At 72.8% G+C, this 13,698-nt stretch carries 12 protein-coding genes; 6 read left to right on the top strand and 6 right to left on the bottom strand.

Going from position 1 to position 13,698, the window contains the following annotated elements:
* Positions 1-157 precede the first annotated feature (157 nt).
* From ACIA5D_RS00800 to ACIA5D_RS00785, 4 genes are all read right to left on the bottom strand, one after another.
* Entirely contained in the window at positions 158-832 is a 675-nt protein-coding gene (locus ACIA5D_RS00800) for a hypothetical protein (RefSeq protein WP_396027735.1), read from the bottom strand.
* A complete protein-coding gene (locus tag ACIA5D_RS00795; RefSeq protein ID WP_396027734.1) occupies positions 829-1,794 on the bottom strand; it encodes an ATP-binding cassette domain-containing protein in 966 nt (321 codons plus the stop codon). The genes ACIA5D_RS00800 and ACIA5D_RS00795 overlap by 4 nt, the downstream gene beginning before the upstream one ends.
* The gene (locus tag ACIA5D_RS00790; protein WP_396027733.1) at positions 1,791-2,126 is read right to left on the bottom strand and encodes a PadR family transcriptional regulator; all 336 of its coding nucleotides are present in this window, start codon (positions 2,124-2,126) and stop codon (positions 1,791-1,793) included. The genes ACIA5D_RS00795 and ACIA5D_RS00790 overlap by 4 nt, the downstream gene beginning before the upstream one ends.
* A 167-nt stretch (positions 2,127-2,293) precedes the next feature.
* On the bottom strand, positions 2,294-3,151 hold the full coding sequence (locus ACIA5D_RS00785) for a bifunctional 5,10-methylenetetrahydrofolate dehydrogenase/5,10-methenyltetrahydrofolate cyclohydrolase (protein ID WP_396027732.1): 858 nt from the start codon (positions 3,149-3,151) through the stop codon (positions 2,294-2,296).
* A gap of 228 nt (positions 3,152-3,379) precedes the next feature.
* Here ACIA5D_RS00785 and dxs point away from each other — a divergent pair, with 228 nt between their 5' ends.
* The 6 genes from dxs to ACIA5D_RS00755 all read left to right on the top strand — a co-directional run bounded on the left by dxs (position 3,380) and on the right by ACIA5D_RS00755 (position 11,354).
* Positions 3,380-5,302, top strand: coding sequence for a 1-deoxy-D-xylulose-5-phosphate synthase (gene dxs, locus ACIA5D_RS00780; protein ID WP_396027731.1), 1,923 nt, complete (start codon positions 3,380-3,382; stop codon positions 5,300-5,302).
* 106 nt (positions 5,303-5,408) lie between these two features.
* A complete protein-coding gene (locus tag ACIA5D_RS00775; RefSeq protein WP_396027730.1) occupies positions 5,409-6,704 on the top strand; it encodes a PQQ-binding-like beta-propeller repeat protein in 1,296 nt (431 codons plus the stop codon).
* 5 nt (positions 6,705-6,709) lie between these two features.
* Positions 6,710-8,071, top strand: a complete 1,362-nt coding sequence (locus ACIA5D_RS00770) for a PQQ-binding-like beta-propeller repeat protein (RefSeq protein WP_396027729.1) — start codon at positions 6,710-6,712, stop codon at positions 8,069-8,071.
* 22 nt (positions 8,072-8,093) lie between these two features.
* On the top strand, positions 8,094-9,377 hold the full coding sequence (locus tag ACIA5D_RS00765) for a hypothetical protein (protein ID WP_396027728.1): 1,284 nt from the start codon (positions 8,094-8,096) through the stop codon (positions 9,375-9,377).
* A 70-nt stretch (positions 9,378-9,447) separates the two neighbouring features.
* Positions 9,448-10,122, top strand: coding sequence for a response regulator transcription factor (locus ACIA5D_RS00760; RefSeq protein WP_396027727.1), 675 nt, complete (start codon positions 9,448-9,450; stop codon positions 10,120-10,122).
* Positions 10,119-11,354, top strand: coding sequence for a sensor histidine kinase (locus ACIA5D_RS00755; RefSeq protein ID WP_396027726.1), 1,236 nt, complete (start codon positions 10,119-10,121; stop codon positions 11,352-11,354). Before ACIA5D_RS00760 ends, ACIA5D_RS00755 begins: the two co-directional genes overlap by 4 nt.
* A 78-nt stretch (positions 11,355-11,432) precedes the next feature.
* Here ACIA5D_RS00755 and ACIA5D_RS00750 read toward each other — a convergent pair whose 3' ends face one another.
* Together ACIA5D_RS00750 and ACIA5D_RS00745 are read right to left on the bottom strand one after the other, a co-directional pair.
* Positions 11,433-12,428, bottom strand: coding sequence for a DUF2637 domain-containing protein (locus ACIA5D_RS00750; RefSeq protein WP_396027725.1), 996 nt, complete (start codon positions 12,426-12,428; stop codon positions 11,433-11,435).
* A gap of 148 nt (positions 12,429-12,576) precedes the next feature.
* Positions 12,577-13,653, bottom strand: a complete 1,077-nt coding sequence (locus ACIA5D_RS00745; RefSeq protein WP_396027724.1) for a hypothetical protein — start codon at positions 13,651-13,653, stop codon at positions 12,577-12,579.
* Positions 13,654-13,698: the final 45 nt, after the last annotated feature.

Genomic DNA, 13,698 nt, shown 5'->3' with positions numbered 1-13,698 from the left:
TACCTGGGTCCGATGTGCCCCGGCCCGTCCTCCGGCATCGTTGTCCGCGACGTCGTTGTTCGCGGAGTCGTTGTTCGCGGAGTCGTTGTCCGCAGCGTCGTTGTCCGCAGCGTCGTTGTCTGCAGCGTCGTTGTTCGGAGGCCAGAGGGGGTGAGGTCTAAGGCTCGGGGTAGCGAGGCAGGCGAAGGCGCCAGGCGAAGAGGGCGTAGCTGCCGCCCGCGCAGACAAGCCAGGTCACGGCGGCGTGCAGGAGGGCCCTCCACAGATAGCCGCTGTCGGCGCCGTCGACGACGTAGGTGCCCAGCTCGCGAGCCGACCAGAAGGGCATCAGGCGGGCCGCCAGGCCGGCGGGGTCGGCCAGCATCTGTACCGCGCAGATGCTCAGCAGGGCCAGCGCGCCTTCCAGCTCCCGGGGGAGGAGGGCCGCGACGAGGCTGCCCAGCGGGGCGGCGATGGCGGCGGTGAGCGTCATCATCAGGCCGGCCGCCAACGGGCGGTCGAGGCGCTGGTCGGCCTCGGCCAGCACCCAGTAACCGGCCGCCAGGACCACGCCGCCGCTGGTGAGGGCGAGGAGCCGGCCACCGATCACGGCGAGGGTGGAGGCGCCGGTCAGGCGCAGGCGAGGGTCGATGCCGCGGGAGGCGTTGACGACGAAGAGGGTGAGGGTGGAGACCGCCCAGCCGATGCCGAGGGTCAGCATGCGCACCGACTGGCCCTCCAGGTCGCGGCGCACCAGATAAAACCACAGCGGAAGGGTGACGACGAGAGCCAGCGCCACGCGCCGGCGCCCGACCTCACGCGCGGACAGGGTCGCTACCACCAGGGCGGTCATCGGGCGGCTCCGAGGTCGTAGACGTGGTTGACGTGTTGCAGGTCGTGCAGCAGGTGGGTGACGACCACGACCGCCTTCCCGGCGTCGCGCCAGGAACGGACCTGCGTCCAGAAGTCCAGGTAGGTGCCCTGGTCGAAGCCCTGGTAGGGCTCGTCCAGCAGGAGCAGGTCGGGGGCGTGCAGCTCGCCGAGGACCAGGTTGAGCTTCTGCCGCGTGCCGCCGGAGAGGTGCTGGGTGAGCTGGCCTCGATCGGGGCGCCAGGCCAGGCGGCCGGCCAGGTGCTCACCGGTGGAGCGAGCCCGCCGGGAGGCCAGGCCGGCCGCCGCGCCGAAGAGAGTGAAGTGCTCCTCGGCGGTGAGCCAGCCGACGGTGCCGCCGTCCTGGGGGACGAAACCGACGCGGCGGGCGCGGTGCACCGTGCCGGCGGTCGGGCGGGTCAGGCCCGCGCAGATGCGCAGCAGGGTGGATTTGCCGCAGCCGTTGGCGCCGACGATCGCGGCCACCTCGCCCGCTCGGACCGTCAGGTCGACGCCGGAGAAGACCGTGCGGCGGCGGTAGCGCTTGCCCACGCCGGTGAGGCGCAGCCGGACGGCGCCGGGGTGCGGGTCGGACGCCGCCGGGTGCGCCGCGGTGTTGAGCTCGGTGAGCAGGTGCCGGGCGTACAGGTACGCGGGGCCGAACAGACTGTCCGGCGCGGTGGCGGACTCGGCGGCCTGCTGGGCGGTCTCCTCGGTGAGCTCTCGCGCCCGGGCTGGCTGGAGGCCGAGCCGCAGCAGCTCGTCCTCGAAGCGGCCGGCCCAGCTGGTGCCCGGTCCGGCCCAGCTGCTGCCCGGTCCGGTCGAGCCGCTGCCCGGTCTGGTCGAGCCGCTGCCTGGTCCGGTCGAGCCGCTGCCCGGTCCGGTCGAGCCGCTGCCCGGTCCGGTCCAGCCGGTTGGGTCGCCGGGGCGGGCTTCGCCGCTCATCGGGGGGCTCCCGCGGCCACCAGCAGGTCGATGCCGTCGCGGAAGCGCTGCCACTCGGCCACCTGGGCGTCGAGGGTGGCCCGGCCGGCGTCGGTGACCGCGTAGTACTTGCGGCGGGGGCCGGATTCGGACGGCTGCCAGCTGGGCTCGGCCAGGCCCTGCTGCTCGAGGCGCAGCAGGGCCGGGTACAGGGTGCCACCGGGCACTTCGGCGACGCCGGCCGCGGCCAGGCGCTGGGCCAGGCCGTAGCCGTAGTCGGGGTGCTCGCGCAGCATCGCCAGCAGGCAGAGGTCGAGGAAGCCGTGCAGCCACGGCCGTGGTGCGTTCACCATGGCTAGGTAGGCTAGCTGCTAACCAGGCAGACTGGCTAGCCGGCGAGCTGGGCCTGGCTGGCGAGCTGGGCCTGGCTGGCGAGTTGGGCTGGCGAGTTGGGCTGGGCTGGCGAGTTGGGCTGGCGAGCTGGGCTGGGCTGGCGAGCTGGGCTTGGGGCGCGTCGGATTCAGCTGGCGCGCTCGGCCGCCTGGATCGCGTTGCGGAAGAGCATGGCGACCGTGGTCGGTCCTACGCCGCCCACCCGGGGAGTGATCGCGCCCGCCACGGCCTCGCAGGACTCGTCCACGTCGGGGAGCAGGCGGCGGCCCTCGTAGCGGACGCCGGCGCCGATGACGACCGCGCCCGGCTTCACGTGCTCGGGCTGGATGATGCCGGGGACGCCGGCCGCGGCGACCAGGATCTCGGCGCGCTGGGTGTAGCGGGGCCAGTCCTTCACGCCGGTGTGCACCACGGTGACGGCGGCGTTGGCGGTGGGGCGCTTCTGGGCCAGGAGCATGGCCAGCGGGCGGCCGAGCGTGGCGCCGCGGCCGAGGATGACCACCTCGCGGCCGGCGACGGGAATCTCGTAGTGGGCCAGCAGGGCCTCGATGCCGGCGGGCGTGCAGGGGAGGGGGCCGGGCATGCCCACGGCCAGGCGGCCCATGTTGAGCGGGTGCATGCCGTCGACGTCCTTGTCGGGGTCGAGGGTCTGCAACGCGGCGTCGTAGTCGAGGTGGGCGGGGATCGGGTACTGGATGAGCACGCCGTGCACGTCCTTGTCGGCGTTGAACTCGTCGATCACCCGCAGCAGGTCGGCCTGGGCGGCCCCGGCCGGCAGGTGGCGATGCGGCGAGGCGAAGCCCAGCTCGGCGGCCTGGCGCTGCTTGATGCGGATGTAGCCGGCGCTGGCGTCGTCGTCGCCGACCAGGATGGTGGCGAGGCTCGGGACGATGCCGCGCTCGCGCAGCTTGGCGGCGCGGGCCGTCACGTCGGCCAGGACGGCCTCGGCGACGGGCGCGCCGGGCAGGAGGCGTGCGGAAGACATGGAGACTCCTCGAGGGCACGGGAACCCAGGCGGTCGATTCCCGTGGCCGGCTCCCCGATGGTCACCCATCCCCGTGCCGCCAGTCGCGCAGAGGTTTCCCAGGATGCCATATCGCCTCGCATGTGAGCGAAGTCACCGATCCCGGTGATGTGGAGGTTGTGTGTAGGACCAGGCTCTGTCCGTTCGCGCGGCGTGCGCCCCCACCCAGCGCCGATAGACTTCGCACCCATGAGCGAAGCCCACCCCGCCTCGACCGGCCTGCTGGCGTCCATCACCTCTCCGGGTGACCTCAAGCGCCTCACTGGAGAGCAGTTGACCCTGCTGGCCGCCGAGATCCGCGACTTCCTGGTGGCCAAGGTGTCCCGCACCGGCGGCCACCTGGGGCCCAACCTGGGCGTCGTGGAGACGACCCTGGCCCTGCACCGGGTCTTCGAGTCCCCGCGGGACAGCCTGCTCTTCGACACCGGCCACCAGGCGTACGTTCACAAGATCGTCACCGGCCGGCAGGACGGCTTCGACCTGCTCCGCCAGCGCGGCGGCCTCTCCGGCTACCCGAGCCGCGCCGAGAGCGAGCACGACTACATCGAGAACTCGCACGCCTCGACCGCCCTGTCCTACGCCGACGGCATGTCGAAGGCGTACGCGCTGCGCGGCGAGGAACGGCACGTGGTGGCCGTGGTCGGCGACGGCGCGCTCACCGGCGGCATGTGCTGGGAGGCGCTCAACAACATCGCCGCCGCGAAGAACCGGCTGGTCATCGTCGTCAACGACAACGGCCGCTCGTACGCGCCGACCATCGGCGGCCTGGCCGACCACCTCTCCACGCTGCGCCTCAACCCGGGCTACGAGCGGGTGCTCGATCTGGTGAAGGACGCGCTCGGCTCGACCCCGGTGGTGGGCAAGCCGGTCTACGAGGTGCTGCACGCGGTCAAGAAGGGCATCAAGGACGCGGTCAGCCCGCAGCCGATGTTCGAGGACCTCGGCATCAAGTACATCGGTCCGGTCGACGGCCACGACATCGTCGCCATGGAATCGGCGCTGCGCCGGGCCAAGGGCTTCAACGCGCCGGTCATCGTGCACGCGGTGACCCGCAAGGGCTACGGCTACCGTCCCGCCGAGCTCGACGAGGCCGACCGCCTGCACGGCCCGGGCAGCGCCTTCGACGTCGAGACCGGCAAGCTGCTCGCCAAGCCGTCGGTGAAGTGGACGCACGTCTTCGCCGAGGAACTGGTGCGGATCGCCGACGAGCGGCTCGACATCGTCGGCATCACCGCGGCCATGGCCGAGCCGACCGGCATCGCCGCGCTCGCCCGCAAGTACCCGGCTCGCGCGTACGACGTGGGCATCGCCGAGCAGCACGCGGCGACCAGCGCGGCCGGCCTGGCCATGGGCGGCCTGCACCCGGTGGTGGCGGTCTACGCCACGTTCCTCAACCGGGCGTTCGACCAGGTGCTGCTTGACGTGGCGATGCACCGGCTGCCGGTGACCTTCGTGCTCGACCGGGCCGGCATCACCGGGCCGGACGGCCCGAGTCACTACGGCATCTGGGACATGAGCGTGTTCGGCGTGGTGCCCGGCCTGCGTATCGCGGCGCCGCGCGACGCGGCCACCCTGCGCGAGGAACTGCGGGAGGCGGTCGCGGTCGACGACGGGCCGACGATCGTACGGTTCCCGACCGGCTCGGTGGCGCCCGAGACCCCCGCCGTGCGCCGTTTCGGGCAGGTCGACGTCCTGCGCGAGGGCGACCGCAAGGACGTGCTGCTGGTGGCCGTGGGCTCATTCGCCGGGATCGGCCTCGAGGTCGCCGACCGGCTCGCCGAGCAGGGCTACGGCGTGACCGTGGTCGACCCGCGCTGGGTGCGTCCGGTGGCGATCGAGCTGATCGGCCTGGCCGGCCAGCACCGCATGGTCGTCACCCTGGAGGACGGCATCCGCGCCGGCGGGGTCGGCGACGCGGTGGCCAGCGCGCTGCGCGACTCGGCGATCGACGTGCCGTTGCGCGACTTCGGCGTGCCCACCGGTTTCCACCCGCACGGCACTCGGGCCGAGATCCTGACCGCGCTGGGCCTCACGGCGCAGGACATCGCGCGTGACGTCACCGAGTGGGTCTCCCGCCTCGAGGACGCGGCCGAGCCGCAGAGAGCCCTCTGACGAACGGGCCTCACAAAGTCGCACGGGAGAAAGCCTAAACAGCCTAAAGGCGCCGGAATGGGACCGCTTCGCGGCGGTTCCGTTATCTAGTCGTTATTTTTGGGCGATGAGCGACACGGTTGTCATCGATCTTGGCCTCGAGCGTGGCGAGCCACCCACCTACGATTCGCCGGGTCGACGGACCACCCCGATCTGGCTTCCGGCCGCGCTGCTCGCGGCGCTCGTGCTGCTGCTGACGGCCGGGTCGGTGGCGCCCGCGAAGTCGCCGCTCTCCACAGTCTTCCGCTTGCAGGTCGGCCCGGCCGACACCTACGCGATGACCGGCGACGGCCAACTGCTCGCGCAGACCTTCGGGCTGCTCACCTCGTACAACCTCGACGACGGGCGGCTGCGCTGGCAGGCCGGGCAGTCCACGCCCGCCTACCGGCTGCGGCTCGCCGACGACATCGTGCTGATGCGGCCGTGGACGACCGGCGCGACCGAGCCGGGCACCACGGCCGTCTCCACATTCACCGGCGGCGCCATGTGGGAGCGGCCCGGCAATGTCGTCAACCTCGCCGGCTCGTCGACGCTGCTCGCCGTCTCGTCGGTGCGCAGCCTCAGCGGCTCCGGCCGCCGGGTGCAAGGCCCGATCGACGCGGTCGACCCGACCACCGGGCGCACCCTGTGGACGGTGCAGGTGCCCTCGACCGCGGTGCTGCTCGGCGTGCCCGGCGTCGGCGACGACGAGTCCCGGATGCTGCTCGTCCACGACGACCGCACGCTCGCGATCCACGACCTCGAGACCGGCAAGGTGCTGGTCAGCCGCAAGGTGCCGGCCGCCGACTACAACCCGGCCAACCCGGTGGTGGCCGGCGGGCGGATCCTGCTGCGGCACCCCGGCGTCGTCGGGGCGGAGATCTCCGCGTACGACCCGGTCACCCTCAAGCAGGTCTGGACCGTGCCGGCCGGCAGCTCGTACCAGATCGAGGCCTGCGGCATCAACGCCTGCCTGAGCGGTGCGGACGGCGTGCGCGCGATCGACCCGTTCACCGGCGACACCCTCTGGGCCCAGCCCACCTGGCACAGCATCACCCAGTACGGGGAGATGTTCGTCGCGTACGGCGACCCGGACGGCACCTCACCGATCGGCGTGATCGACCCGGACACCGGCGCGCAGCAGGTCTCGCTGGAGGGCTGGCGCCCGGTCAACGGCACCGGCGAGGACGGCGGGCTGCTGCTCACGCGGTCCACCGACGGCGGAAGTCGTACCATGGTCGCCGTCGCCCGGCCGGGCGACACCAGACCGCGCCTGCTGGACACCCTGCCCCAGGGCACCGGCGAGTGCCAGGCCGCGCCCGCCCGGCTCGTCTGCCGGACGATGTACGGCGAGCTGGTCGTCTGGGCGTACCGGGAGGGGTAGGAGCGTTGGCGCTGATCGAGCTGGACCTGACCATCCAGCCCGACCCGACGCTCAGATCGCTGCCACCCGCCCACCGTTACCGGATCCCCGGCCTGCTCCTGGTCGCCGTGCTGCTGCTGGCGCTCGGCGGCGCTTCGACCGGCGCTCCCACGCTCTGGCGGCACCTCGGCGCGGTGCCCCCGCCCGGCGGTACCGAGACCCAGTCCCGGCTGGTCGGCGACCGCGTCTACACGATGGCTTCGGCCGGCGCCGAGCGGATCACCACGGCCTGGCAGCTCGACTCGCCGCCGCGCCGGCTGTGGACCGTGCGTTTCCCGGCCCAGGTGACCGGCCCCGACGACGTGGGCTTCGGCGGAGTGGAGGCCCGGCCGGCCGGCGACATGCTGCTGCTCTCCGACGGGCCGGCCACCACCGTCGTCGACGCGGCCACCGGCGGGATCCGCTGGCGCTCCCCGGTCGGCGTCACCCCGCTGGCCGGTGGCCGGATCGGCGTCACACAGACCCAGGTGTTCCGGCCCGGCACCGTCTACGACCAGGATTCGGGCGAGCCCGGCCTGCTCTACTTCTCGTCCACCGGCGAGCCGCACGTCGAGCCGCCGGTGCGCACCGAGATCCGCGGCGTCGACCTGCGCACCGGCGCGACGGTCTGGACCGACGCGGTGGGCGGCTCGGTCAACGTCTTCACCGCGCCTGGCGACGCCGCGACCGTGCTCGTGCTCGCCTCCGACCGGCTCGAGCGGATCGACGGCGACACCGGCGAGGTCGGCCGGACCCTCCGGCTTCCCAAGATCGGTGACAGCGGCCCGGCCGGCGGCTCGCTCGCCGACGGCCTGCTGCTGGTCCGGTACGGCGACTACGCCTTCGACGGGCAGGAGGTCGCCTACGCGCCCGACACGCTCGCCAAGCGCTGGCAGCGGTCCGTCCCCGAAGTGCTGCTCGACCCGCCGGACTGCGCCAACCTGCTCTGCGCCGGGCCGCGTGCCGCGCTCGACGTGCTCGACCCCGCCACCGGCCGGGCCGCCTGGCGGGCGCCGGCCGAGGTCGACCTCGGCGAGCACGACGGGTACGTGCTCGAGAAAGAGCCCGACACCGGCGCGCCGCTGCGCCTGGTCGACCGGGCCACCGGCGCCGCCCGGGTCGACCTGACCGGCTGGGACGCCGGCCTCACCGCCGACCAGAGCCTGCCGCTCGTGCTGCGCCGCAGCCTCGAGGCCGGGAAGAGCGCGTTCGGCGTGGTGCTCGCCGGCAAGGACCAGGTGCAGCTGCTCGGCGCCAGCACCGGCCCCGTCAGCGACTGCACCTCCGACCGGCATTACGTGATGTGCCGCGGGAACGAGGGCCTCGAGGTCTGGGCCTACAGCCCTTGACGGCTGCACAATGGATCCACCCGTGAGTCACCCCATGATCGATCTTGGTGAGGTGCCGGACCGCCGGGCTGCGCCGGCCACGATCCCGGCGAGCCGGCCGCCGGTGCCCTACCGCGCGCTGCTCGGCGCGCTCTCGGTGGTGATGCTCGCGCTGCTCGCGGGCGCGGCCTACCAGGCGCCCCCGCAGCAACCCACGGTGATCCCGGCCCGGCTCGGCGACACCTTCACCCTCGACGGCGACCTGATGTACGTGATCGGCACCGGCGGGGTCGACAGCTTCGACGAGGTGCGCGACCGGGTCATCACCACGTACCGGCTGCCGTCGGTGCACGTGGTCAGCCGCACCACGGTCCCGGTCCCCGGCACGGTCGTCAACGTCCAGCAGGCCGGGAGCACCGTCGTCGTGGGCTATCAGCTCGACGCCACCGGTGGGCAGGCGACCGTCGCGTACCCGGCCGGCGGCGGCCCGATGCTGTGGAAGCGGACCGCGCGTTTCGTCTCCGCCTCCATGGCCGACGGGATCGCCCTGCTCAGCGACGACGACGGCGACGTCGCGATCGACCTGGCGACCGGGCGGGAGCGCTGGCGGGTCGGTCGCCCCGCCGCCGGCTTCCTCGCCGAGAGCGGCGCCGGTCTCGGCTACCCGGACTGGCTGGTCGCGTTCTCCGACGCCCACCTGCGGTCGTGGGACGCGCACACCGGCCTTCCGATCGCCTCGGCCACCGTGCCGAGCGACCACCTCGACGGGATGATCTGGCCGGTCAGCTCGTTCCTGCTGATCAACGCCGGCGCGGGTGGCTTCGAGGGCTATCACCTGCCCGAGCTGCGACGTCTCTGGCACACGCCGGTCGACCTCAGGCAGAGCTGGATGCAGACCGATTGCGGCTCGGTGATCTGCGCCTTCCGCCAGCAGCGCGGCATGAGCGTGCTCGATCCGGCCGATGGTCACCTGCTCTGGGACTCCGACCAATGGGCATACGCGGAGCCGCTGGGTCCCTATCTGCTGGCGACCGACGGCGGGGAGGAGAGGGCTTCCTTGTCGGTGCTCGACCCGCGTACCGGGCGCCTGTTCGGGGATTTCGGCGCCTGGCAGGGGCTCGGCGTGGCCGGCGACACCGGCCTGATCTGGGGCCAGCGCGATGTCCCCGGCAGCTATCAGGTCTTCTACGGACGGCTCGACCCGACCGACCGGTCGGTAGAGGTGCTTGGCCGCGCCGACCGGGTGTCCGGCGGCTGCGAGACGGGCGCCGAGGTGATGGTCTGCCGGCTCGTCGACGCCTCGGTCGCCGTCTGGCGGCTTCGGTAGCCTTCTCTTACGGCCTCTTCACACCGGCTCGGGGAGGCTGGTGCCCTGCGGTTGCTATGGAGGTCGTGCGGTGCGCGTGCTGGTGGTGGAAGACGAGCGGAACCTGTGCGACGCGATCGCCCGGGGACTGCGGCGCAAGGGCATGGCGGTCGACGTGGCGTACGACGGTCTCCAGGGCCACGAGATGGCCTACGTAACCCGCTACGACGTGGTGGTTCTCGACCGTGACCTGCCCGGCAAGCACGGCGACGAGATCTGCGCCGACCTGGTCGCCTCCGGCGCGCTGACCCGGGTGCTGATGCTCACGGCGAGCGGCACGGTCGCCGACCGGGTCGAGGGACTCCAGCTCGGCGCCGACGACTATCTGGCCAAGCCGTTCGCCTTCGAGGAACTGGTGGCCCGGGTGCAGGCGCTCGGCCGGCGCGCGACCCCCGCCGCCCCGCCCGTACTCATGGTCGGCAACCTGATCCTCGACCAGACCCGCCGGGTGGTCACCCGCGGCGGAGTGCCCATCGAGCTCACCAACAAGGAGTTCGGCGTGCTCGAGGAGCTGCTCAAGGCCCGCGGCGGCGTGGTGTCCAGCGAGGAGCTGCTGGAGCGGGTCTGGGACGCGAACACCGACCCGTTCACCACCACGGTGCGGGTCACCATGATGACCTTGCGCAAGAAGGTCGGCGACCCACCGCTGATCGAGACCGTGGTCGGCGCCGGTTACCGCGTGCCCGAACCGGTCGGCCTCTCATGACCGTCTACCTCGGGCGCAGCCGGCGCAAGCTGGAGCTCAGTCTCCGGCCCACGCTGCGGCTGCGGCTCACCCTGCTCAACGGGATCCTGCTGGTCGGCGCGGGCGCGATCCTCGTGCTGCTCGCCTGGCTGCTGGTCGGCGACGCCATGCACCCGGTCGACGCCCTCCAACAGGGCTCGACCGTCACGCTCGCCGACGGCGCCACCCGCGACGCGACCGCTTGGCAGAACACGGTGGTCAATCGGGCCTCCAGCGAGGTGCTGGTCAAGGGTCTGGTGGCACTGCTGGCCATCGGCATCATCGGCATCGCCGGGGCGTATGCCGTGGCCGGGCGCGCGCTGCGGCCGCTGCACGCGGTCACCCAGACCGCCCAGCGCCTCGGCGAGGAGACCCTCGACCAGCGCATCCGCTATTCCGGCGCCGACGACGAAGTGGCCGAGCTGGCCCGCACCTTCGACGCCATGCTCGACCGGCTGGCCGGAGCGTTCGAGTCGCAGAAGAGATTCGTGGCGAATGCGTCGCACGAGCTGCGCACCCCGCTGGCCGTGATGCGCACCGAGATCGACGTGACGCTCAGCGACGACGAGGCCGACGTGGCCGAGTACCGCCGCATGGCCAAGGTCGTGCGCAACGCCTCCGAGCGGGCCAACGGGCTGGTCGACGCGCTGCTGGTGCTGGCCCGGTCCGAGGCGCAGTCCGGCCGGCGGCTGGTGCGGAAGGTGCCGGCCGACCTGGCCACGAGCGTGTACAACGCGCTGTCGGCGGTGAAGGCCGAGGCCGAGCGGCTCAAGCTGGACGTCACCACCGATCTTCAGCCGGCGCCGGTGGTGGGCGACCCGAGCCTGCTCGACCGGCTCGCCGGCAACCTCATCGAGAACGCGATCCGCTACAACCACCTGCTCGGCAAGCTGTGGCTGCGCACCGAGATGGTGAGCGGCCAGGCCCGCCTGATCGTCGGCAACACCGGGTACGAGGTCGAGCCGGCCGACGTGCCGGGGCTGTTCGAGCCGTTCCGCCGGGGCGGCTGGGAGCGCACGGGCTCGCGCGGGTCGGGGCTGGGGCTGTCGATCGTGCGGGCGGTCTGCGACGCGCACGGCGGGACGGTGTCGGCGGTCGCCCAGCCGGGCGGCGGGCTCGAGGTGACGGTGTCGCTGCCGACGGCCGACGCGACGCCGGTGGTGGCGGCATCGGCCGCGGTACCGCGCGGCAAGAACGTCGGCCTCGCGACCTGAGCCCGCGTCGAGCGGGCGGACAGCTTCGTCGCGGGACGCGTCAGGCGGCGCGGGCGGACAGCTTCGCCGCGTGGTGCGTCAGGCGGCGAGGGTGTGTTCGCCGGCCGCGGCCTCGCGGCGGACCGTGCGCCAGCGGGACGCGCTGATGCCCAGCTCGGCGGCGATCTCGGCCTCGGTCAGGGACGGGCGCTCGGCCTTGATGCGGTTGGCAAGGGCGACCGTCTCGGCGGGGGAGCGGCGCTCCTTCTTCTCGGGCTTCGCAACGCTCTGCGACTTCCCGGCGCCGCGGGCGGCTGGGACCGCTCGGCTCGTGGCCGCTCGGGAGGCGGCGGTGCCGCGCTGGGCCGGGACGGCGCGGCCCGAGGTGGCGGGCTGGCGCTGCTGGCGGGTCACGGCCGGGGTGAAGGCAGGGATTCCGCCGCGGTCCTGGGAGAGGGCGGCGGCGATCTCGGCGCGGGTGCGATGGTCCATCGCGGCGCGGGCGTTCTGCCCGGCGGCGACCGGGGTTGGGACCAGGCTCGGGATCGTGGTCTCGGGGACAGCCTCGGGCCGGGGCGAGACCGGTGCGGCGGCGGGCGAGTCGGCACTTGCGCCTGCGAGCCGGTCGGCTCCTGCGTCTGCAGGCCGGGCGGCTCGTGCGTCGGCTCTTGCGGCGGCGGGGGCGGCGCTCTCGTCCTCCAGGGACGAGATGCGGCCGCCCAGCTCGACCAGGCAGATGCTGGCTACCACGATCAGGCCGTCGACCGACAGGGGCAGCAGGTAGGGCGAGGCGCCCGTCTCGCCGTAGCGGGCGGCCACGCCCGCCATGTGCCAGTAGGAGACCCAGGCGGCGATGCCCGCGATCGTCGCGGTGGCGAGCAGGCGGGTCGCGGCGAGCCAGCGGCGGTGCACCGGGACGCGGGAGATCAGCTCGACGGTGAGGAGCAGGGCGAGCGGTGGCCAGGCGGCGATGGCCTGGCTGATCGGGTTGTCCAGCGCGTGCAGGACGTTGGCGACCACCGAGGCGGCCACCCCGAGGAACAGGGTGGCGCGAACCGCCCACCGGACGCGACGCAGGTGCTGCAGGACCACCACCGGGACAACTCCTCAGTCAGTCGGCAAGACCGACCCATCCTGACCGGTGCGGGTTACACGAACGCTCCCGGCGCGGAACCGTGTCCGGTCCGTGCCGGGAGCGTTGCGATCATGTGATCGAGTCGCGCGGCGTGTCGGCTTGACTGCCTCAGCTCTTCTTTTCGATCTGGGCCCGGAGCTTGGGGAACTCGGCCTTGGCCTTGGCGACCGACTTGTCGTACCAGATGAGCATGCCGACGCTGCCGTTGTCGGCCCAGCTGCAGATCGCCATGTCGGAGCCGCCGGCCTCGGAGGAGCCGCACTTCGCGGAGCCGCCCAGGGTGCCGGTCGGCGCCGACGAGATGCTGGAGACCTTGAGGCCGCCGATGCCGAGGCTGGAGATCATCTGGTCGAGCGTCTCGGCCGGGTCGTCGACCGGGGCCTGCGCCGCGGCGACGACCACGATGTCGGATTTCGCGGGCGTGCCGTAGAGCGCGCCGATCGAGCCGGTCGCGCCGGGGAACTGGCCCAGCGCCGACTCGAGCGAGTTGGCCATGCCGGCGAACTGCTCGTCGTCGAGCTTGGGGCGGCCACCCAGCGTCTTCGGCGCCGCGATCGTGGTCTTGGTGGCCTTCTGCGCCGGCTCGGTGGTCTCGCCCTGGGTGGGCGTCGGGTCGGCCGGCTCGGTCGTGGCGACCGGGTCGGCGCCGGTGGTCTTGTCGTCGTTGTTCTTCGCGATCAGCGCGATCGCCGTGCCGCCGCCGACGCAGAGCACCAGCACGATGCCGACGATCGTCAGGATGATCGGCAGCGTCTTCGACTTCTTGGGCGGGGTCGGCGGCGGGAAGCCCGGCTGGCCGAAGCCCTGCTGCGCGTAGTCGGTCTGCGCGTACGGCTGCTGGCCGTACTCGGGCTGCCCGTACTGAGGCTGGGGCTGTCCGTATTCGGGCTGCCCGTACTGGGGCTGGCCCGACTGGGGCTGGCCGTAGGTTCCCGGCTGCTGGCCGTAGGAGGGCTGGCCGTACGCGGGCTGACCCGAGGACGGCGGCTGGCCGTACTGCGGCTGCTGGCCGTAGTCGGGCTGGCCCGACGACGGGTACGCCTGCGTGGGCGGCACGTCCGGGTTGGGCTGGGCAGGGTACTGCTGGCCCTGATACGGCTGCCCGCCATAGGGCTGGCCGGAAGAAGGCTGGCCGGAAGAAGGCTGACCGTTATAGGGCGGGCCGGAGTACGGCGGCTGCGACATCAGGGCTCCATCGATCGGCTATACCACCCCAGGAGCCTATCCGTC

Origin of the sequence: Actinoplanes sp. NPDC051513 (assembly GCF_044454685.1) — a bacterium.
Taxonomy (GTDB): Bacteria; Actinomycetota; Actinomycetes; order Mycobacteriales; family Micromonosporaceae; genus Actinoplanes.
Note: the sequence above shows the minus strand (reverse complement) of the source record. Positions and strands in the feature narration are given on the sequence as shown.

Coding starts and splice junctions, on each gene's coding strand:
- ACIA5D_RS00800 (WP_396027735.1), bottom strand. CDS start 832: ATGACCGCCCTGGTGGTAGCGACCCTGTCCGCGCGTGAGGTCGGGCGC.
- ACIA5D_RS00775 (WP_396027730.1), top strand. CDS start 5,409: ATGAGCGACACGGTTGTCATCGATCTTGGCCTCGAGCGTGGCGAGCCA.
- ACIA5D_RS00785 (WP_396027732.1), bottom strand. CDS start 3,151: ATGTCTTCCGCACGCCTCCTGCCCGGCGCGCCCGTCGCCGAGGCCGTC.
- dxs (WP_396027731.1), top strand. CDS start 3,380: ATGAGCGAAGCCCACCCCGCCTCGACCGGCCTGCTGGCGTCCATCACC.
- ACIA5D_RS00795 (WP_396027734.1), bottom strand. CDS start 1,794: ATGAGCGGCGAAGCCCGCCCCGGCGACCCAACCGGCTGGACCGGACCG.
- ACIA5D_RS00755 (WP_396027726.1), top strand. CDS start 10,119: ATGACCGTCTACCTCGGGCGCAGCCGGCGCAAGCTGGAGCTCAGTCTC.
- ACIA5D_RS00745 (WP_396027724.1), bottom strand. CDS start 13,653: ATGTCGCAGCCGCCGTACTCCGGCCCGCCCTATAACGGTCAGCCTTCT.
- ACIA5D_RS00790 (WP_396027733.1), bottom strand. CDS start 2,126: ATGGTGAACGCACCACGGCCGTGGCTGCACGGCTTCCTCGACCTCTGC.